We start from the raw sequence: 19,105 nt of genomic DNA, 5'->3' as shown, positions 1-19,105 counted from the left end.
CCTATCCTATAGTACCTTCTAGTTCAATATTAATTAAATTGTTCAATTCAACGGCATACTCTAAAGGAAGCTCTTTAGCTATAGGTTCAACAAACCCTCTAACAATCATAGCTTTAGCCTCTTCTTCAGAAATACCTCTACTCATAAGGTAGTAAATAGCTTCATCGCTAATTCTTCCGATTTTTGCCTCATGACCTATATCTATATCATCATTTCTAAGCTCTATAATAGGTAGTGTATCTGATTTAGATTTATTATCTAGCATTAATGATTCGCATGATACTGTAGATTTTGAATGATGAGCATTTTTAGATACTTTTAAAAGGCCTCTATAAAATGCGTATCCACCGTCTCGTGAAATAGATTTTGAATTAATATTAGATGTAGTATAAGGAGCTGCATGAACAACTTTTGCACCAGTGTCAAGATATTGACCTGAACTTGCAAATGTTATACCGGTAAATTCGGCCCTAGCTCTTTCTCCTTTTAAAATGCTCATAGGGTAGAGCATAGAAACTTTTGAACCAAATGATCCAGATACCCATTCTATTAATCCATTCTTTTCAACAACAGCTCTTTTGGTATTTAAGTTGTACATATTTCTTGACCAATTTTCTATAGTACTATATCTTAATCTAGCATTTTCTTTTACGAATAATTCAACGCATCCAGCATGTAAGTTTGTTACAGAATATTTAGGTGCAGAACAACCCTCTATAAAATGAAGACTTGCACCTTCTTCTACAATAATCAAAGTGTGTTCAAACTGACCTGCACCAGGAGCATTTAATCTAAAGTAAGATTGTAGAGGAATATCAACATGAACTCCTTTAGGAACATATACAAAAGAACCACCAGACCAAACCGCTCCGTGAAGAGCTGCAAATTTATGGTCATTTGCAGGAACGAGCTTCATAAAGTACTCTTTTACAATATCTTCATAATCTCTAAGAGCAGTTTCCATATCTGTATATATTACACCTTGTTCTACTAGTTCTTTCTTTAAATTATGGTATACAACCTCAGAGTCATATTGGGCACCAACCCCTGCAAGTGACTCTTGTTCAGCTTTTGGGATACCAAGAGTATCGAATGTTTCTTTTATATCATTGGGAACATCTTTCCAGTCGTGTTTCATATTTGTTTCTGGTTTTATATATGCTGTTATATTATTTATATCTAGGTCAGATAAGTCAGCACCCCAAGTTGGTATAGGCTTTTGATTATATATTTCTAAAGATTTCAATCTGAAATCTCTCATCCATGTAGGCTCATTTTTTTGATCTGAGATTTTTTTTATAATTTCAGGGGTTAGACCCTTATCTGTTTTGTAGCTGTAGCTAAATTTGTTTTTAATATCGTAAATACCTCGATCTATATCGGCTATATTGGTCTTTTTCCTTTCCATAATTTCACCTCTTTTAACTAAACTATTTTTCTTAGGTTTTCATAACCATTTTTCTCAATTTCCTCAGCTAAACTAATATCTCCGGTTTTTATTATTTTTCCATCCATTAAAACGTGTACAAAATCAGGCTTTAAATAATCTAATATCTTGTTGTAGTGAGTTATGATTAATATAGAGTTATCTTCATTTGCTAAAGATTTTACACCGTTAGATACTGTTTTTATTGCATCAATATCAAGACCTGAATCTGTTTCATCTAATATAGCTAATTTTGGTTGTAAAATAGCCATTTGAAGTATTTCATTTTTTTTCTTTTCACCACCTGAAAAGCCTTCGTTTAAATATCTAGTTAGATATTCTTCTTTCATATCAAGCATTTTCATTTTTTCTTTTATAATTTTTCTAAATTCCATAATCTTATAATTTTTGCCTGTTATAGACGACTTTGCAGTTCTTAAAAAGTTTTCAACCGTGATACCAGGAATTTCTTCTGGATATTGAAAAGATAAAAATATACCTTTTTTAGCTCTTTCATCTACCTTTAAATCATTAATGAGTTCATTTTCAAATAAGATATCCCCATTTGTTATAGTATGTCTAGGATGACCCATTAAAACATTTGATAAAGTAGATTTTCCAGCACCATTAGGTCCCATAAGTACATGTATTTCACCTTTGTTTATCTTTAGGTTAATACCCTTTAAAATACTTTTTTCATCTATTTTTGTTTCTAAATTATTTATTTCTAAAAGCAAATCTTTCATATATTTCAACTCCTTAAAAAGATTATTTAATAATATATTAAATTATGGCTATATCCTACTATATTAGTCGGGATTAGTCAATAGTAAAAAGTATCATTTGATAATAAAATTCAATTATTAAGAAAAGTCGATTAAAGGCTAGAAATTTGGGGTATATTTTAAGATTAAATACTTGATTTAAATAGAAAAGGAGTATATTAAAATGAAAAAAATCATTTTAATATACTCCTTAAGTTATAACATTCTACTAGATTCATGTTTAGAATTTTTATTTCTTATCTCTGCAGTAATCCAAAGGATGATAGGGAAAAACACTTGAAACGGGAAAACGAAATAAAACCATACATCTGTTTGAAATTCGTAATAATGCATCACACTTTCATATTGAAAGAAAGTTAGATTCATTGCTAGTAATGTAATAGGTGTTATAATAAATCTATAATCTGAGCAATCGAATAATTTCATAATTCCTTTACAAACACATAACAACAATACTCCTATTTTAATAAAACCACCTAATAAAAATGTTGTAGATATATATATTTCTATACTCGTAAGTGTAGCTCCAATATTTATCAAGGACGCAGCTGTATATGAAGCGTAATATCTTTTGCCTGCGGTATCTACTCCGAGTACTAGAAGGCTGATTAAAGATAAGAAAAATAATATTACTCCTCCTATAGTTAATCCTTTAATATATATATTGTAAGGAGATTGTTTTTTATTAAAACTTGAAAAAACAATAGAAAAAGCTAGTATTTGACTAAAAGGAAATGAAAATGAATTAAGTGAACCTCTTAAAATTGCTTTAAACCCACTACCGAAAATAGGATAAATATTGCCTATATTCATCTTTGGGATTGATGAAGTCAATGAAATAAATAAAGCAACAATAGGAACGATTACAAAAAGATCACTCCATCTCCCTAGAACCTCAATTCCTTGTTTTGCTCCCCAACCGCAAATAACTAAAAATACTATCATTGGTACAATGATAGGTGTTTTATCAAGAGAAATTGACCATATGAAATCTCCATAATTAACAGTAACATCTGAAGCCCAATAAAAGAAAAAACAAGTTAATATTAGTATAATTATTTTGCCGATAAATTTACCAAAGCAAATTTCAATAATATCATATAGATCTTTATCCGAAAAAAGAGAATGTAATCTAGCGTATATAAGTGCCATGGGCAGAGCCATAAGTATTGCTAAAATAATAGCTAACCATAGATCTTGTTTAGCTTTCATGCCCATTATAAAAACAGAGGATGAACCTACAATAAATAAAACTATAAGAGAAATACCTTGTTTATCAGAAATAATTTCTTTTTGCATTAGTTTACTCCCTTTATTATTAATAATCTTAAAAATGTGCAAAATAAAATACATTACTTAAATATAGTTTATCCTAATCAAATGATATTTATAATATTAAAAAAATTATAAAGATATAGATATACAATATGAGTAATAAGATAAACAGCTATAGGGAGATGTATAGAGAAAAGGATATATATTTGTATATTATAAATACAAAAATATGATAAACTAATGTATATAGAGTATTGACAAGGAGGAAAAGTATGATAAAGATTAAGAGTCATAGTGTAATTATTGGAATAATAGTGATTGTAGCTTTAATCGTAAGCTTTAATTTTGAAAATAAACTATCAGGAGGAGAAATTTTAAATTCTCAAAAAAGTAAAAATCTTATTATAGCAAGGTCTAGTGACTCTATTAGTTTAGATCCTGCGATAACAACGGATATGGAATCTTTTAAGGTTTGTGTAAATATATATGATACATTGGTTAAATACGAAAAAAATGGTGATGAGATAGTTCCATCCCTCTCTGAAAGCTGGAAAACAAGTGAAGATGGTCTGACTTGGGTATTTAAGCTGAGAAAAAATATTAGATTTCATGATGGTTCAGACTTTAATGCTCATGCTGTTCAGTTTAATTTTGAAAGATGGATGAATGTGGACAACCCGTATCACATAGGTTCTTTCAGCTATTGGAGCTATAACTTTGGTCAGTTTCCTGGATTAATAAAGAGTGTAACTGCACTTTCTGATTATTCCCTTGAAATAGTGTTAAATGAGCCGTATTCTCCTTTTTTAAGCACTCTTACAATGCCTGCATTTGGGATTGCAAGTCCTGACTCTATAATGAAGTATAATGAAAGTTTTAGAGAACATCCTGTTGGAACAGGTCCTTTTGAGTTTAAATATTGGGATAAAGGAAATGAGATTGTATTGAAGAAGAATTATAATTATTGGGGCAATATTATCAAGTTAGATGAAGTGGTATTTAGTGTCGTTCATTCGAGTAAAAAGAGACTGGAATTACTTGAAGAAGGAAAGATAGATATTGCAGATAATTTAACACCTAATGAAGTTGATAGAATAAATAAAAATGAAGATTTAGATTTATATTTAAAGCCTTTTTTTAATATAGGGTATTTGGCTATGAATAATCAAAAGAAGCCTTTTGATAATGAAAAGGTAAGAGAGGCCGTAGGACACTTAATAGATAAGGATAAAATGGTTAAAGAGGTATTTAATGATTTGGCAAGACCTGCAAACTCATTTATCCCTCCTATAATTTGGGCATATAATGAGGATATTAAATCTCTAGATTACAGCGTAGACAAAGCAAAACAATTGCTTAAACAAGCAGGATATCCAAATGGGTTTGATACAACTCTTTGGGTTATGGAGGCTCCTAGAGCATATTTCCCAGATACAATGGGTTTAGCAATGTTTATAAAAGAGAGCCTTTTAAAAGCAAATATTAAGGTTGAAGTTATTACTTATTCATGGGATGAGTATATTGAAAAAATCAAAGAGGGAGAACATAGTTTGGCTCTTATAGGGTGGACTGGAGACCATATTGATCCAGACAGTTTTTTATATACTTTCTTTGCGTCTGATAATAGAAAAACTGAGCTTACTAGTAATTATTCTTTTTATAAAAATAAAGACGTTGATAAATTATTAAAACAAGCTCGTCAGGCTACAGATAGAGAGTTTAGAAAGAATATTTACAGAAAATTACAAAAGATTATTAATGAGGATACTCCCGCTATACCGCTTGTACATACTATGCCTATAATGGGTGCATCTAAAAAGGTAAAAGGCTACACTCCTCATCTTACAGGTGAAGAAAGATTGGAAGATGTTTATTTAATATCTAATTAATACTTTGGAGGAAATTATGAAATCTAATATATTAAAATTTATAGTTTTTATATGTATTTTAATAATACTTGCTATACTTTCAAACACTTCAAGAATTCAAGTAAATGATGATAAATACGTTTTACCTTCTCTTCCAAGACCTATAGCAAAGGACAAGGTATTAATAACTTCTGCTGGTCAAAGTACGGATACTTATATTGTAAAGGATATTGCAAATAAGCTTATGATCCATAATTTTTTTATGCCTCAGGCAGAAAATTTAGATCTTGAAGGTATAAATACCGTTGTATTTGTAGTAGGGTATAGTGCTATTGGTGAAAATCTACATGATCTAAGCTATGAAGAAGAGAAAAAACGTATAGAGGATTTAATTCAAAAGCTTAAATATAGGGATATAACTATAATAACCATGTTTATTGGTGATAGGGAGAATAAAAATAAAGAAACCGATGAATTTTTGGACTTAACGTGCAAATATGCTGACTATGTAATAGGTACTCAAAATAATAACAATAACAGGTCTTTGGTAGAGCTTGCAAAAAAGTATAATTTTCCTCTTACAATAGTTGAGGATGTAACGGGTTTATCAGAGCCTTTTGCATCGGCATTTAGGTAGGGGGGAGAGTATGAAAAATAAATATAATATAATTTATATAAGAACTTTTAGTTTTATTATTCTGGGTTTTTTATTTTCGTTTTTTACAAGTCCATTTTGGTTTAATGTTATCGTAAAAATTAGAGAGTCTATATATACTGGAGACAGCGCACATCTTATTCTAGCGTCAGCTTACAGTAGTATTCTTTTTTCTATTCAAAGCACATTGTTTTTTTTGGGAACTATAAGTTTATTTTCTATAATAATTAAGAAATATCAAATTTCATCTACTGGTGTGTATGCATTTATTATTGTAGTATTCTTTATTTTAAATAAAATTGCAGTTGTATTGTTTGTTGTTCCTTGGGAGCCTATAACTATGTTTATAGGTTTATTTGCCACTATGATTTTATTAGATAAACAAAATTATTCGACATTTCCATTTATACAGACTATTATAATAGCTATTCAAGTATTTTTTGCATTTCAATGGCTAAATATAATGCCTATTTTTTCGTTTTTACAGGTAGGGCAAAGCGATATATCTATAAGTATTAAAATTGCAGGAGAATATCTTAAATCAGAATCTGTACTGAGTTTTATAGGGTTTTCTTTCTTTTTGCCATTTACATTCTCAGCATCTATTACAGCATCTTTGTTTATGAGTTATGCTCATAATATAATTATTCTTGAGGAAAACTATAAAAAAGAGAGAGATATCCAAGTAATAAAATCGAAGGAGATGGAGAATAGAATATATCAAGAAATAAACTCTTTAGCTCACGACTTAAAAACGCCTTTGGTTACCGTTAGAGGTCTAAATTCATTGATTCCACTGTGTAATGATACAGATAAATTAATAGATTATAGTGAACGTATAGAAGGGGCTATCACTAAAATGAGTGAGATGATTTCAAGTTTTTTATATGCAAGTTCACGTCAAAAGCTCAAAGTTGAGGATTTGATTCAATATATTCAGGCTCAAATACCTATTGAAGATGAATCTTTAAATGTTTATATTGATTTGGAAAGTGAATTACCTTTGCTTTATGTAAATAAGGTAAGAGTTGTTAGAGCGCTCATAAATATAGTTGAAAATGCAATTGTAGTTCCATGTATTCATAAATTTAAACATATAATAATTAAGGTAAGTCATGTAGAAGGCGGGGTCAATATATCTATATCGGATAATGGTATAGGAATACAACCATCAGAGCTTGAAAATATATGGGAAATAGGGTATTCTACTTCTAAAACATCTGGACTTGGACTACCTTTTGCAAAACAGATTGTAAAGGATCATAATGGGAGCATAAAAATTGAAAGCAAACCAGAGAAAGGAACACTTGTAACAGTATATTTGCCATCAGCTAATGATATTCAAAATAAAAGGAGTGATTGTGGTGAATAACAAAGATAGAATAAGAGTCGTAGTAATAGATGATGAAGAAGATATTTTATATACTATAAAAGAAATATGTACATTTGGAGGATACGATGTATTAACGGCGACTAGCGGAAGAAAAGGATATGAGCTTTGTAAAAAACATAAACCACAGCTTGTTATTGTAGATTATCATATGCCTGATTGGGATGGAATAAACACTGTTAAGAAAATTAGATCTATTAATCAGGCTGTATCTATTCTAGTTTTAACTGTTGATGAGAGACAGGAAATTTCAGATAAATTTATTGAGGTTGGCGCTACAGATTTCGCAATTAAACCTATTAAAGCACCAGATTTAATATCTAGAATAAAGGTTAATTTAAAAATTCATGAAGTTACTAAAAAGAACATTGAAGATAGAGCTAATGCATTTGTAGATAAGGGTATTAGCCCTGCTACTTTAAATCTAATATGGGATTTTCTTTTAAATCAAGATGAGGATATAACGATAGAAGAAATTGCTAATGGTATGAATTTAGCTTATCAAACTATACATAGATATGTTCAATATCTTATTGAACATGAAAAGTTAGAACTCATTCCAGTATACGGTCAGATTGGAAGACCTAAGAATAAATATAGGGTTATAGATGAAAAAGTGTCTAAATAGACACTTTTTTACTTTATATAAAATTATATAATTCTTAAGTTATATATAACATTTATGAAATACCTACACTTTCAACTATTTTTGAGCAACGGAGACCGTAGGGATCGTTGGCGACATGAGTCAGTGCGTAGCAACTAGACGAATTTTTTCTATTATTCAGAAATTTTATTCAGAGAAAAAAGTGATAAAATTACAATAAATTTTTTGAAAATATATAATATTATATAAAGTTATATATTTTTAAAAAAATTTATAAGGAGGTTCTAACATGGCAAACGAAAGTAATGTAAAAGAAGAGTTTAAACCTTTTATATCTGCAGACAAAATTTTACCAGAGTTTACAATGACTTCGATAGTATTAGGTATTTTATTAGCCGTTGTATTTGGTGCTGCTAATGCATATCTAGGATTAAAAGTGGGAATGACAATAAGTGCATCTATTCCTGCGGCAGTTATTTCTATGGGACTTATAAGAGGGGTTTTAAAGAAAGAATCTATTTTAGAAAATAATATGGTACAAACTATTGGTTCTGCTGGAGAATCATTAGCAGCAGGAGCTATATTTACATTACCAGCTCTTTATATTTGGCTGGAAGAGTGGAATATGGGAACTCCAAGCTTATTAACTATAACAACTATAGCTTTATGTGGTGGAGTTTTAGGAGTATTATTCATGGTTCCTTTAAGAAAAGCTTTAATAGTTAAAGAACATGGTATTTTACCTTATCCAGAGGGGACAGCTTGTGCTGAGGTTCTTCTTGCTGGAGAAGAAGGAGGAGACAAGGCTAAGGCTTGTTTTACAGGTCTTGGAATTGGAGCATTATACAAGTTTATAGCTGATGGAATGAAATTATTTCCAAGTGAAATTGAAACAACTATTAAAGGATACAAGGACGCTGCTATTGGAGCAGACGTTTTACCAGCACTTTTAGGGGTTGGATTTATTATAGGACCTACTATTTCTGCTTATATGTTAGCTGGTGCTGTTATTGGATGGTTTGGACTAATACCATTAATCTCGAATATTGGTGGTATGGGAGAAGTTATAATGTATCCTGCATCTGTTCCTATAAGTGAATTAGGATACTGGGGAATATGGAATTATTATATAAGATATATTGGTGCTGGAGCAGTTGCTTTTGGTGGTGTTTTCAGCTTAATAAAGTCTTTACCATTAATAGTGCAAACATTTAAAGATGCTATGAAGGATTATTCTGCTGGAGGAGCAGGTGGTGGTTCATTAAAGAGAACAGAGCAAGATATGCCTATGAAACTTGTTCTAATAGGGGTATTAGTAATTGTATTATCTATGATGATGCTTCCAATAATACCTGTAGGACTTGGTGGAGCTTTAATGATTGCTGTATTAGGTTTCTTCTTTGCAACTGTATCATCAAGAATAGTTGGTCTTGTAGGAAGTTCGTCAAACCCAGTTTCTGGTATGACTATTGCTACATTAATTATTACAGCTATAGTATTTAAATCAACTGGAAATGATGGACAAACAGGAATGATAGCTACATTAACAGTAGGTGCTATAATATGTATTATAGCTGCTATGGCAGGGGATACATCTCAAGACTTAAAAACTGGATTTTTAGTAGGAGCTACTCCTAAGAAGCAACAATATGGAGAGTTAATTGGATCATTAGCTGCAGCTGTTGCAATAGGTTCTGTTTTAACATTATTAAACCAAGCATGGGGATTTGGATCTGCTGAATTGCCAGCACCTCAAGCAACTCTTATGAAGCTTGTTATAGAAGGTGTTATGGGTGGAAGCTTACCATGGGCTTTAGTATTTACAGGAGTTGGAATAGGAGTAGCTATTGAATTATTAGGATTACCTGTTCTTCCTATAGCAATAGGTTTATATTTACCAATTCACTTAAGTACACCTATTATGGTAGGTGGATTAATAAGAGGAGTATTAGATAAGAAGTTAAATAAAGTAGGCGGAGAAGACGCTGTTAATGAAAATGAGGAAGCAAGAGGATTCAAAGATAAGATTGAATCAGGAATTTTATATGCATCAGGTTTAATTGCCGGAGAAGGTTTAGTTGGAATACTTCTTGCAGTATTTGCAGTAGCAGGCCTAAATGTAGAACTTGGAGTTAACTTAGGACAAATTGGATCACTTGCATTCTTTGCATTATTGGTATATTCATTAATGAAGTATTCTGTATTAAAGAAAAATTAATATTATAATATAAAAGAGGATATTTAATATCCTCTTTTAATCTCTAATCAAATATATAATTTCAGACTCGTTGGTGACATTAGCTATGCGATAGCATAAGCGAATTTTACTACTATAAAAAAGAGGTGACAAAATGGGTAATAAAATAAAAAAAGATGATAACTTTTTGGAATTAGTTCCTAAAAAGACTTGCGGCTATAAATGGAAAATAAATGAAAATGGCTTTGTTCAAATTATTATACCAAGAGAAGGAAGGCTAGACAAAATCGTTAGATTTTTCTTTAAAACTCCAAAAGAGATGAAAATAGATTTGGATGAGCAAGGAAGTTGTGTTTGGAAATTAATAGATGGTGAAAACAATATTGAAGATATAGGAAGCAACCTTAAAGATGAATTTGGGAAAAAAGCCGAGCCTATTTATGAAAGATTAGGAACTTATATAAATATTTTGAGAAACAATGATTTTATAAAATTAGAAAAGGTAAGTGATTAATATGATAAATGTTTTATTTAAGATATTATTAGTTGCTGTTACATTTACTTTTTTGTTATCATGGGGCTACATTAAACAACAAAGAAAGAATGAGGAATTATTAAATAAATTATATAAAAAAATAGAGAATAAAATAATGAATGAGTTTAATAAAAAAGAAAAACTAACTGTAAAAGATATAGAGAATCTTATTAAGGGAACAAAGGCATCTTTGTTTTGGAGTAAGAATAAACTAACAGTAACCGATCCAAGGCTATTTATTAAAAATTTGATAAAAGATATGTTGAATAAAGGACTTATTGTAGAGGTGGTAGATCATAATTCTAGGGTATATAAAGCTAGATAATATTTATATAAAAAGGTGTATGTGAAAATAGTGTTTTTGTTAAATCTATTTTCACATACACCTTTTTATTTTTTGATTTTTTATACATTCATTATTATTATATTATTTTTAAAAATATCCGTTACTTATCTTAAATTAATGAAATTAAAGTTACATAATCAATGAAATGGGTATAAATCTAAGAATGTAGTATAATGTTAATTTTTATAGTAGTATGATAGAATTACATTTAAGTATATTAAGGAGGAGATTTTTTATGCTTAAGAATATAGACTATTTTAGATATGGTAAAGAAGAAATAGAATATTTGAAGAAAAAGGATAAGCTTTTAGGAGAAAGCATTGACAAAATAGGGTTTATACAAAGGAAAATCATAAAAGATCCCTTTGAAGCTTTAATATCTAGTATAGTAAGTCAGCAAGTATCAAAAAAGGCTGCTGAGACTGTATGGTTGAGACTTTGTAATTTAATCAGTGATATAACACCTGAAAATATTGTAAACACAGATAATGAGAGTATCAAAAAATGTGGTATGAGTAATCGAAAGGTGGATTATATAAAGGGAATTGCAGATGCAGCTTTATCTAAAACTGTTGATTTTAATAATCTGCACCTTCTAAGTAATGAAGAAATAATAAAAAAATTATCTAGTCTTCGTGGGGTTGGAGTATGGACTGCTCAGATGATACTTATATTTTCGCTAAACAGATTAGATGTTATAAGTTATGATGATTTGGGAATAAGAAGGGGTATTATGAATTTATATGGATTAGAAGAGATATCAAAAAAGTTATTTAATGAATATAAGGAAATATATTCGCCGTATGCTTCTGTAGCATCTTTGTATTTGTGGGAGTTATCTTTAAAATAAAACTTATTGTATACAATACAATAACTTTTAATTTAGATAATATCCCATATTAAAATATACCAAAAATGATATAATATAGATAAAAATGTAATATTTTAGCGAAAGGGGATGATAGTGATGAATATAGGATACGATACTGTAGAAAAAAATGATTATTATGATTTGGAAAATAAGATTGAGTTGACTCGTCAAAAATTAAATAGTATTATAGCAGAAAAAAATGAAAATTTACTAGATCAAGAGGTTATAAAGCTAAGCGAAGAATTAGATGAATTAATAGTTAGATTTCAGTATATTAAGTCTATACAAGATACTCACTTAATGAATTTGAAAAATATAATGGGCACTCATTCTACTTTTTATTATTACGGAAAGTGTCATCTCTTTACAAATATGGTTCAGTATATTAAAGTTGGACTAGATAATAATGAAGTGCTATATATATCAATGAAACCTGAATTGTATGAAGATCTGAAAAAACGTTTAAATGATAATGGAATATCTGGAAAAAATTTAAAATTTAAATCTGTTAAGCAGCTTATAGATATAAATAAAAATGGTGGAGTAAAAAAACTTAAAGAAAAAATTGAAATTTTACTAAAAGAAGAAACTAAACAAGGATATAGCGGTATTCGGTGGATAGGTCAGCCTACATATGCTATTGAACAAACTTCTAAAAAGGATTTTTTGGACTGGGAAGCTAATTTAACTGAAGGTTTAAGGAATACGAAGGCATCTCTTATTTGCATATATGATTATTGTGATTATATAAATAATAAGGAAGTTATAGATGAAGAGGTTATCAAAAAATCAGTAAATACGCATTCTCACATTTTGGACAAGTTTTTTTTAAGAGGATAGATAAAAACCTTCTATAATTGTAGGAGGTTTTTTCAGTTAAGACGCTTGTTTAATTAATTATAAAAAATAGAATAATATTGTTGATTAAGTCATATTTTATTGGGTAAAGTAATAAAAGGAAAGAGTAAATGGATTTTAATATCTATATATTACGATATTGACATATTGATAATAAAAGAGTATAGTATGGATATAATAAATGTAAAATTAATTTGAATTGGGAGGAATTTAATCATGATAAAAGTTATAAATACTAATGATTTTAGCAAAGAAGTAGAAAATGATAATGGGGTAGTTGTAGTAGATTTTTTTGCAGAGTGGTGTGGACCTTGTAAAATGTTAGCTCCAATATTCCAAAACTTAGATGAAGAAATTGGTGATAAGGTTAAGTTTATGAAGGTTGATATAGATAAAGATATAAATTTAGCTGAGAAATTTCAAATAACAAGTGTTCCTACTATGATAGTATTTAAAAATGGAAAACCAGTGGATACTATAATGGGCTTTAGACCTAAGGATATGATAAAATCTCAAATAGAAACACACTTATAAGATGGTGATTTTATGAGATATGATGTAGCTATATTAGGAAGTGGGCCAGCTGGATTGTCAGCTGCTATAAATGCTAAGGTTAGAAATAAAAGTATAATAGTATTTGGTAACAGCAATTTAAGTGATAAGATAATAAAAGCACCTAAGGTAGATAACTACTTAGGTATTCATGGTGTAAACGGTGAAAACCTAAAAGATATGTTTAAATCTCATATAGATAAGATGGGTATTGAGATTACAGAAGAAAGAATTAATAATGTATACGCTATGGGAGAATATTTTGCCCTAATGATGAATGAAAAAACTTATGAAGCTACTACGGTAATACTTGCTACTGGAATAGAGTATGCAAAGCCTATAAAAGGAGAAGAAAACTATTTAGGCAAGGGAGTCGGTTATTGTGCTACCTGCGATGCAGCTTTATATAGAGGAAAGAATGTAGTTATTGTAGGTTATAATACAGAGGCTGAGGAAGAAGCCAATTTCTTAATGGAAATAGCATCTAAGGTTTATTATATACCTATGTACAAAGGCGAGTATGACCTAAATGGTAGTATAGAAGTTATAAAGGATGTACCTATTGAGGTTAGAGGAGAGATGAAGGCTAATAAACTTGTACTTAGAAACTCAGAGTTAGATGTAGATGGAATATTCTTTATAAGAAACAGTATATCTCCTAAATACTTAGTTCCAGGTCTTGAAATCGAACAGGATCATATAAAAGTAGATAGAGGTATGAAGACTAATATCCAAGGCTGTTTTGCAGCTGGAGATTGTATAGGAAAACCATATCAGTATATAAAAGCTGCAGGAGAAGGTCAGGTTGCAGCACTTAATGCAGTTTCATATCTTGATAAGAAATAGATTAAAACACGCTCTTCATTAAGGAGCGTGTTTTTTCATACACTAAGGGATTATAAAATTTTCGTTCAGTGGATAATATTGATAGAAGAACTACACTTGCAATTATTTTAAGCAACAGAGGAGTGAGACTTGTTGGCGTCATGAGCCAGTGCGTAGCAACTAGACGAATTTTTTATTTAATAATAATTAGTAAATATAGAAATATTTACGTTTATAGATAAGAATATAAGAGAATAATAAAGATATATGGTTAAATAACCATATATCTTTATTATTTTCTACAGAAACTATATTGACAAATTAAGTCATTATGTTATGATGAAAAAAGTGAATGATAATTATTATTAATTAATAAGGAGTGAAAATTTTGAAGAGATTTTTAATTTATATAGTTATTATAATAGGATTATTTTTAATGAGTGGATGCTCAAATAAAGAAGCAGATGATAATAAAAGTAGTGACTTAGGAACAGACAATATAAAAGTTTCTGTAGCTATTGTACCAGAAAAAACATTTGTAAAAGCAGTAGGAGGAGACTTACTTGATGTAGAGGTTATGATACCTCCAGGATATAGTCCTGCTAATTATCAACCTACGCCTAAGCAGATGTCCAAGCTTAGTGAATCACGAATTTATTTTTCAATAGGAGTTCCAACAGAAGAGTCTAATATAATTCCAATGATAGAAGGCTTAAATGAAAGTATAAAAGTAGTGCATTTAGACGATAAAGTGAGAAATGTATATCCAGATAGAATGTTTAATGAAGAACATGAAGATGATTCAGGTGAATATACACATGATGAACATGATCATGAAGGACGTGATCCTCATATATGGTTGTCTCCAAAGAGGGTTAAAGTAATGATTGATGAAATAAAAAATGAGTTAATAGAATTGGATCCTGATAATAAGCAGATATATGAAAAAAATGCCATGGATTACATATCTAAGATAGATGAAGTAGATAAAGAGATTAAGGATACCCTTAATAATGTTAGCAAACAATCTTTTATAATATACCACCCGTCTTTTGGATATTTTGCAGATGATTATGATCTAAATATGGTTGCTATAGAAGAAGAAGGTAAGGAAACTACAGTCAAAAGACTTCAAGATATAATAGATTTTGCTAAAGAAAATAACATTAAGTTTGTATTTTATCAAGAAGAATTTGACAGCAAACAGGCTGATACTATAGCTAAGGAAATAGGTGGAGAAAGTATACAGGTATCTCCTTTAAGTCGTGATTATATAAAGAATTTAAAACATATATCGAATACATTTGAGGAAGTTTTAAAGTAGGAGAGGATTATATGAATGATATAGAAATGAAAAATTTGAGCGTAAGTTATGGATCAGTATGCGCCTTAAAAGATATAAATTTAGAAATAGGAAGTAGAGAATTTGTAGGAATAACAGGACCTAATGGAGCTGGAAAGAGTACTCTTTTAAAGGTTTTACTTGGGATATTAAAGCCTACAAGTGGAAGTATTTCATTAAAAGACAATACGTCTATAGGATATGTTCCACAATTTACATCTTTTGATAAAAACTTTCCTATAAAAGTATTAGATGTCATACTTATGGCTAAGTTATCTAATAAAATTAAGTTGTTTAAAAGATATTCTAAAGAGGAAATAGACAGGGCAAGAAATATTATGGATAAACTAGGAATACTCAAGTTTGAAAATAGACAAATTGGACAATTATCAGGAGGACAACTTCAAAAGGTATTAATAGCTAGAGCTCTTATGACAAACCCAGATATACTAGTATTAGATGAACCTACTGCAAGTTTAGACTTTAAAGCAAAAATAGATATTTATGAGATGCTATCTAAAATAAAAAAAGAAAAGACTATAATAATAGTTACTCATGATATGGAAGAGGTTGTTTCGTATACTGATAGAGTAGTTTATTTGGATAAGGGATTAGCTAGTTGCAAGGAGGAGGAGCATGATAGAAACATTATTTAGTTATAATTTTATAAAAAATGCCTTTATGGCTGCTATATTAAGTAGTGTAGTATGCGGAATAATAGGTACAATAATAGTTGAAAAAAAACTTGTAAGTATGAGTGGTGGTATAGCTCATGTTTCGTTTGGGGGTATAGGCCTAGGATATTTGTTAGGTATTGAGCCTATAATAGGAGGGCTTATGTTTTCGGTATTGGCATCTCTCGGGATATCTACTATAAATAGAAAGACAAATACTAATTCAGATGTTTTAATAGGTATGTTTTGGTCAGTTGGAATGGCTCTTGGAATATTATTCATATCTTTAACTCCTGGATACCCACCTGATATGACATCTTATTTATTCGGAGATATACTAACGGTATCATCTGTTTATATAAAAATAATGATAATATTAAGTGTAATAATAATTATATCTATATTTAGTATATTTAATTACTGGAAGGCTTATTTATTTGATGAAGAATTTATTAAGGTATTAGGTATAAATACACTATTTTTAGAGTCTTTTTTGTTTATATTAATAGCCCTTAGCATAGTAGTGTTAATAAAAGTAGTCGGGATAATACTATCTATGGCACTTTTAACTATACCTCCAGCTATAGCTAAACTCTTTACTTACGATATCAAAAATATTATGATATTGTCTACATTATTAGGAATAGTATTTAATGTTTTAGGACTAACAATATCTTATCAGTACAATATTCCATCAGGAGCAACTATAATATTGTTATCTGTAAGCGGATATTTTGTGGCTATTGTTTTAAGTAAATATATAAAACATAAAAAAGTGCTGGCATAGTTTTTTTATTCAATAAATTATATAAATAATGAGGGGTGCTTGTTAAGCACTCCTCATTATTTTCTTTAAAAGAACTTCTAAATTATTTTAACTAATTATTGATAAACTCTTCTATTTCAGATTGTTCAAAAATAAAATGCTCTCCCTTATTGATCATTACACAAGGAAGACCGATGCTGCCTGATTTTTTGATTTCATCAAACTCAGGTCTTGTATCTCTGTATTTCAGAAATCTTTTTAGATTTAACATACTATCTGTAATATCGAGATATAAAAATTCAATATTATTTTCTGAAAGAAACTCTTTCACTGGTGTACAATCTGGTCAAAGTTTGCTACCGAAAACTGTAATTTTATTCATTCTTATTCCTCCTAAAAATTCTATTATCTATGTACAACCTAAATTCCATGTTAAATAAAATTAACATTGATTTATGAAGAATTTAGGAAACATATTCTATATTGTAACATCTTCATCGCCTCCTCGCCAGCATTTTAGCCTGATAAAAATAATCAGCGAGAATATCTTAGATTTTACATAAATAGTTATACCTTTAATTATTACTTATTTAGAATTATTAACCATTAGCAAGAAGCTTTATGCATTATCTAGAATAGTGATTATTTCACTATCCTAATATTTAAATAGAATGATACGTTGTTGTAACATTCTTGTTTAAATACAATACTATAATATAATTATATATGTATAATTATATTTATAAAATTAAGATGCATTTAAGATTTTTAATATACAATTAACTCTTAATATTAGGTAGACAAAAGGGAGGCAGAGTACCGATGAACTTAATTAAAAACTTAGAGATTGGAAATATTAAAATACGAGAGATAGGTATTTTAGGAGCTATATGGATATTTATACTCCATATACTTTCCGATTTTTTGATGATACCTGTTTATATAATTGAAGAAATATTTTCTTTGAATTCATCTTCTATATATTTTTATGTTGAAAGCATGGGTAGCTTAATAGTTAAAATTATAATGATAAAGTGGCTTTTAAAAAGGTATTCTACAAAGGAAGAAGTAGGACAAAAAGAAAGTAGAAGCATTTCTAAAAAATATTATATATATACAATACTTATAGTTTTGGGATTGAGAATAGTTTTTGATAATAGTATAGGGATATTAGTCGATCAAGTACCAGTAAATGAGTCAATTGAAGAAGCTTTTAATGAATTGTTTAGATACCCTGTCATAGCTATGATTTCTATATGTGTAGTAGCACCTATATATGAAGAAATAATTTATAGAGGAATAATACTTAAAGGTCTTAGCAGAAAGTACAATGATAATATAGCTGTAATATTATCTTCTCTCTTATTTGCAGTAATGCATATGAATTTACATCAAGGAATTAATGCTTTCCTGCTTGGAGTTGTATTTGGTTATCTGTATTTAAAAACAAAATCTATATATATAACTATGTTTGCTCATTTTATAAACAATGGAATTGGTATAATAGTTTCTAGTATACTAGTAGAGTTCATTAAACTATCTCATAATGTGGTTATTATACAATCTGCTGTTACTGCTGTTGGTTTAATATTTATGTATAAGATTATTATATGGTTTAGAAAGAATGAGATAATATTAGATGAAGAACGCTTGTGTGAAAGTGATGCAGGTTGTTAAGTGCGAGAATAAAAATGAGAATTAGATACGATTATCTAATTCTCATTTTTTTATTTACTTTTTAGTAAACATTTGGATCATTAGGTATTATTAATGAACATGCAATGTAGGCTAAAATACCGCTGCCTCCTAGAAGTATAAATAGTATCCATAGTAATCTAACAATTGTAGAGTCTATATCAAAGTATTCAGCTATGCCACCACACACACCTGAAATTTTTCTATCTTTTATTGATTTATAGATCTTCTTTTTAGTCATAAGATCACCTCTATTCTTGTATTTTTGGATCATTATATTATCAAAACTTAAGATAAGTAAATTCTTATCTAGTATATAATATAATTTTAATTATTTATTTGGTACATGTTCACTCTTATATTCCAATAATAGACTACATTGGTCAATCATTATATAATTAAGATGATTTGAGTTTTTCAAAAATATTTATAATGAAT

General features: G+C 29.1%; 20 protein-coding genes. 15 read left to right on the top strand and 5 right to left on the bottom strand.

From position 1 onward, the window contains the following. Position 1: 1 nt before the first annotated feature. The 3 genes from sufB to M2214_RS14135 form a co-directional block, all read right to left on the bottom strand. A complete protein-coding gene (sufB, locus tag M2214_RS14145) occupies positions 2-1,408 on the bottom strand; it encodes a Fe-S cluster assembly protein SufB (RefSeq protein WP_248480041.1) in 1,407 nt (468 codons plus the stop codon). Between the two features lie 17 nt (positions 1,409-1,425). Continuing rightward, positions 1,426-2,172 (bottom strand): Fe-S cluster assembly ATPase SufC, encoded by a 747-nt coding sequence (gene sufC / locus M2214_RS14140; RefSeq protein ID WP_248480031.1) that lies wholly within the window; start codon positions 2,170-2,172, stop codon positions 1,426-1,428. Positions 2,173-2,406: 234 nt separating this feature from the next. After that, positions 2,407-3,510 (bottom strand): GerAB/ArcD/ProY family transporter, encoded by a 1,104-nt coding sequence (locus M2214_RS14135; protein WP_248480029.1) that lies wholly within the window; start codon positions 3,508-3,510, stop codon positions 2,407-2,409. Between the two features lie 248 nt (positions 3,511-3,758). Here M2214_RS14135 and M2214_RS14130 point away from each other — a divergent pair, with 248 nt between their 5' ends. The 14 genes from M2214_RS14130 (at position 3,759) to M2214_RS14065 (ending at position 16,993) form a co-directional block, all read left to right on the top strand. Then, positions 3,759-5,375: an ABC transporter substrate-binding protein gene (locus M2214_RS14130; RefSeq protein WP_248480027.1), complete on the top strand. Its 1,617-nt coding sequence runs from the start codon at positions 3,759-3,761 to the stop codon at positions 5,373-5,375. Between the two features lie 16 nt (positions 5,376-5,391). After that, positions 5,392-5,991: a DUF6305 family protein gene (locus M2214_RS14125; protein WP_248480018.1), complete on the top strand. Its 600-nt coding sequence runs from the start codon at positions 5,392-5,394 to the stop codon at positions 5,989-5,991. Positions 5,992-6,001: 10 nt separating this feature from the next. Beyond that, on the top strand, positions 6,002-7,381 hold the full coding sequence (locus tag M2214_RS14120) for a HAMP domain-containing sensor histidine kinase (RefSeq protein WP_248480016.1): 1,380 nt from the start codon (positions 6,002-6,004) through the stop codon (positions 7,379-7,381). Beyond that, the gene (locus M2214_RS14115; protein ID WP_248480014.1) at positions 7,374-8,027 is read left to right on the top strand and encodes a response regulator; all 654 of its coding nucleotides are present in this window, start codon (positions 7,374-7,376) and stop codon (positions 8,025-8,027) included. The genes M2214_RS14120 and M2214_RS14115 overlap by 8 nt, the downstream gene beginning before the upstream one ends. Before the next feature lie 268 nt (positions 8,028-8,295). Then, positions 8,296-10,224, top strand: a complete 1,929-nt coding sequence (locus tag M2214_RS14110; RefSeq protein ID WP_248480012.1) for an OPT family oligopeptide transporter — start codon at positions 8,296-8,298, stop codon at positions 10,222-10,224. Positions 10,225-10,357: 133 nt separating this feature from the next. Next, positions 10,358-10,717: a PqqD family protein gene (locus M2214_RS14105; protein WP_248480010.1), complete on the top strand. Its 360-nt coding sequence runs from the start codon at positions 10,358-10,360 to the stop codon at positions 10,715-10,717. Continuing rightward, a complete protein-coding gene (locus tag M2214_RS14100; protein WP_248480001.1) occupies positions 10,710-11,063 on the top strand; it encodes a hypothetical protein in 354 nt (117 codons plus the stop codon). The genes M2214_RS14105 and M2214_RS14100 overlap by 8 nt, the downstream gene beginning before the upstream one ends. 256 nt (positions 11,064-11,319) lie before the next feature. Then, entirely contained in the window at positions 11,320-11,934 is a 615-nt protein-coding gene (locus M2214_RS14095; RefSeq protein WP_248479999.1) for a DNA-3-methyladenine glycosylase family protein, read from the top strand. Between the two features lie 117 nt (positions 11,935-12,051). Continuing rightward, positions 12,052-12,795 carry an MEDS domain-containing protein gene (locus M2214_RS14090; RefSeq protein ID WP_248479997.1) on the top strand — a complete coding sequence of 248 codons (744 nt, stop codon included), beginning with the start codon at positions 12,052-12,054 and terminating at the stop codon, positions 12,793-12,795. A gap of 234 nt (positions 12,796-13,029) precedes the next feature. Next, positions 13,030-13,347: a thioredoxin gene (gene trxA, locus M2214_RS14085; RefSeq protein WP_248479995.1), complete on the top strand. Its 318-nt coding sequence runs from the start codon at positions 13,030-13,032 to the stop codon at positions 13,345-13,347. Positions 13,348-13,359: 12 nt separating this feature from the next. Next, entirely contained in the window at positions 13,360-14,211 is an 852-nt protein-coding gene (locus M2214_RS14080; RefSeq protein WP_248479993.1) for an NAD(P)/FAD-dependent oxidoreductase, read from the top strand. A 367-nt stretch (positions 14,212-14,578) separates the two neighbouring features. Next, on the top strand, positions 14,579-15,514 hold the full coding sequence (locus tag M2214_RS14075) for a metal ABC transporter solute-binding protein, Zn/Mn family (protein ID WP_330651509.1): 936 nt from the start codon (positions 14,579-14,581) through the stop codon (positions 15,512-15,514). 11 nt (positions 15,515-15,525) lie between these two features. Next, positions 15,526-16,188 (top strand): metal ABC transporter ATP-binding protein, encoded by a 663-nt coding sequence (locus tag M2214_RS14070; RefSeq protein WP_248479981.1) that lies wholly within the window; start codon positions 15,526-15,528, stop codon positions 16,186-16,188. After that, on the top strand, positions 16,169-16,993 hold the full coding sequence (locus M2214_RS14065) for a metal ABC transporter permease (RefSeq protein WP_248479979.1): 825 nt from the start codon (positions 16,169-16,171) through the stop codon (positions 16,991-16,993). Before M2214_RS14070 ends, M2214_RS14065 begins: the two co-directional genes overlap by 20 nt. 91 nt (positions 16,994-17,084) lie before the next feature. Here M2214_RS14065 and M2214_RS14060 read toward each other — a convergent pair whose 3' ends face one another. Beyond that, positions 17,085-17,243: a hypothetical protein gene (locus tag M2214_RS14060; protein ID WP_248479977.1), complete on the bottom strand. Its 159-nt coding sequence runs from the start codon at positions 17,241-17,243 to the stop codon at positions 17,085-17,087. A gap of 551 nt (positions 17,244-17,794) precedes the next feature. On the opposite strand from M2214_RS14060, the gene M2214_RS14055 reads away from it, so the two are divergent. Continuing rightward, positions 17,795-18,649 carry a CPBP family intramembrane glutamic endopeptidase gene (locus M2214_RS14055; RefSeq protein WP_248479954.1) on the top strand — a complete coding sequence of 285 codons (855 nt, stop codon included), beginning with the start codon at positions 17,795-17,797 and terminating at the stop codon, positions 18,647-18,649. 61 nt (positions 18,650-18,710) lie between these two features. Here the strand turns inward: M2214_RS14055 and M2214_RS14050 are convergent, their stop codons facing one another. Next, complete coding sequence (locus tag M2214_RS14050) at positions 18,711-18,908, bottom strand: PspC domain-containing protein (RefSeq protein WP_248479952.1); 198 nt, start codon at positions 18,906-18,908, stop codon at positions 18,711-18,713. Between the last annotated feature and the right edge of the window lie 197 nt (positions 18,909-19,105).

The organism is Tepidibacter aestuarii, assembly GCF_934924865.1.
In the GTDB taxonomy this organism is placed as follows: Bacteria; Bacillota; Clostridia; order Peptostreptococcales; family Peptostreptococcaceae; genus Tepidibacter_A; species Tepidibacter_A aestuarii.
Note: the sequence above shows the minus strand (reverse complement) of the source record. Positions and strands in the feature narration are given on the sequence as shown.

Bases quoted from the DNA above. Each gene is read 5' to 3' on its own strand.
- sufB (WP_248480041.1), bottom strand. From the start codon at position 1,408: ATGGAAAGGAAAAAGACCAATATAGCCGATATAGATCGAGGTATTTAC.
- sufC (WP_248480031.1), bottom strand. From the start codon at position 2,172: ATGAAAGATTTGCTTTTAGAAATAAATAATTTAGAAACAAAAATAGAT.
- M2214_RS14135 (WP_248480029.1), bottom strand. From the start codon at position 3,510: ATGCAAAAAGAAATTATTTCTGATAAACAAGGTATTTCTCTTATAGTT.
- M2214_RS14130 (WP_248480027.1), top strand. From the start codon at position 3,759: ATGATAAAGATTAAGAGTCATAGTGTAATTATTGGAATAATAGTGATT.
- M2214_RS14125 (WP_248480018.1), top strand. From the start codon at position 5,392: ATGAAATCTAATATATTAAAATTTATAGTTTTTATATGTATTTTAATA.
- M2214_RS14120 (WP_248480016.1), top strand. From the start codon at position 6,002: ATGAAAAATAAATATAATATAATTTATATAAGAACTTTTAGTTTTATT.
- M2214_RS14110 (WP_248480012.1), top strand. From the start codon at position 8,296: ATGGCAAACGAAAGTAATGTAAAAGAAGAGTTTAAACCTTTTATATCT.
- M2214_RS14105 (WP_248480010.1), top strand. From the start codon at position 10,358: ATGGGTAATAAAATAAAAAAAGATGATAACTTTTTGGAATTAGTTCCT.
- M2214_RS14095 (WP_248479999.1), top strand. From the start codon at position 11,320: ATGCTTAAGAATATAGACTATTTTAGATATGGTAAAGAAGAAATAGAA.
- M2214_RS14090 (WP_248479997.1), top strand. From the start codon at position 12,052: ATGAATATAGGATACGATACTGTAGAAAAAAATGATTATTATGATTTG.
- trxA (WP_248479995.1), top strand. From the start codon at position 13,030: ATGATAAAAGTTATAAATACTAATGATTTTAGCAAAGAAGTAGAAAAT.
- M2214_RS14080 (WP_248479993.1), top strand. From the start codon at position 13,360: ATGAGATATGATGTAGCTATATTAGGAAGTGGGCCAGCTGGATTGTCA.
- M2214_RS14070 (WP_248479981.1), top strand. From the start codon at position 15,526: ATGAATGATATAGAAATGAAAAATTTGAGCGTAAGTTATGGATCAGTA.
- M2214_RS14065 (WP_248479979.1), top strand. From the start codon at position 16,169: ATGATAGAAACATTATTTAGTTATAATTTTATAAAAAATGCCTTTATG.
- M2214_RS14060 (WP_248479977.1), bottom strand. From the start codon at position 17,243: ATGTTAAATCTAAAAAGATTTCTGAAATACAGAGATACAAGACCTGAG.
- M2214_RS14055 (WP_248479954.1), top strand. From the start codon at position 17,795: ATGAACTTAATTAAAAACTTAGAGATTGGAAATATTAAAATACGAGAG.
- M2214_RS14050 (WP_248479952.1), bottom strand. From the start codon at position 18,908: ATGACTAAAAAGAAGATCTATAAATCAATAAAAGATAGAAAAATTTCA.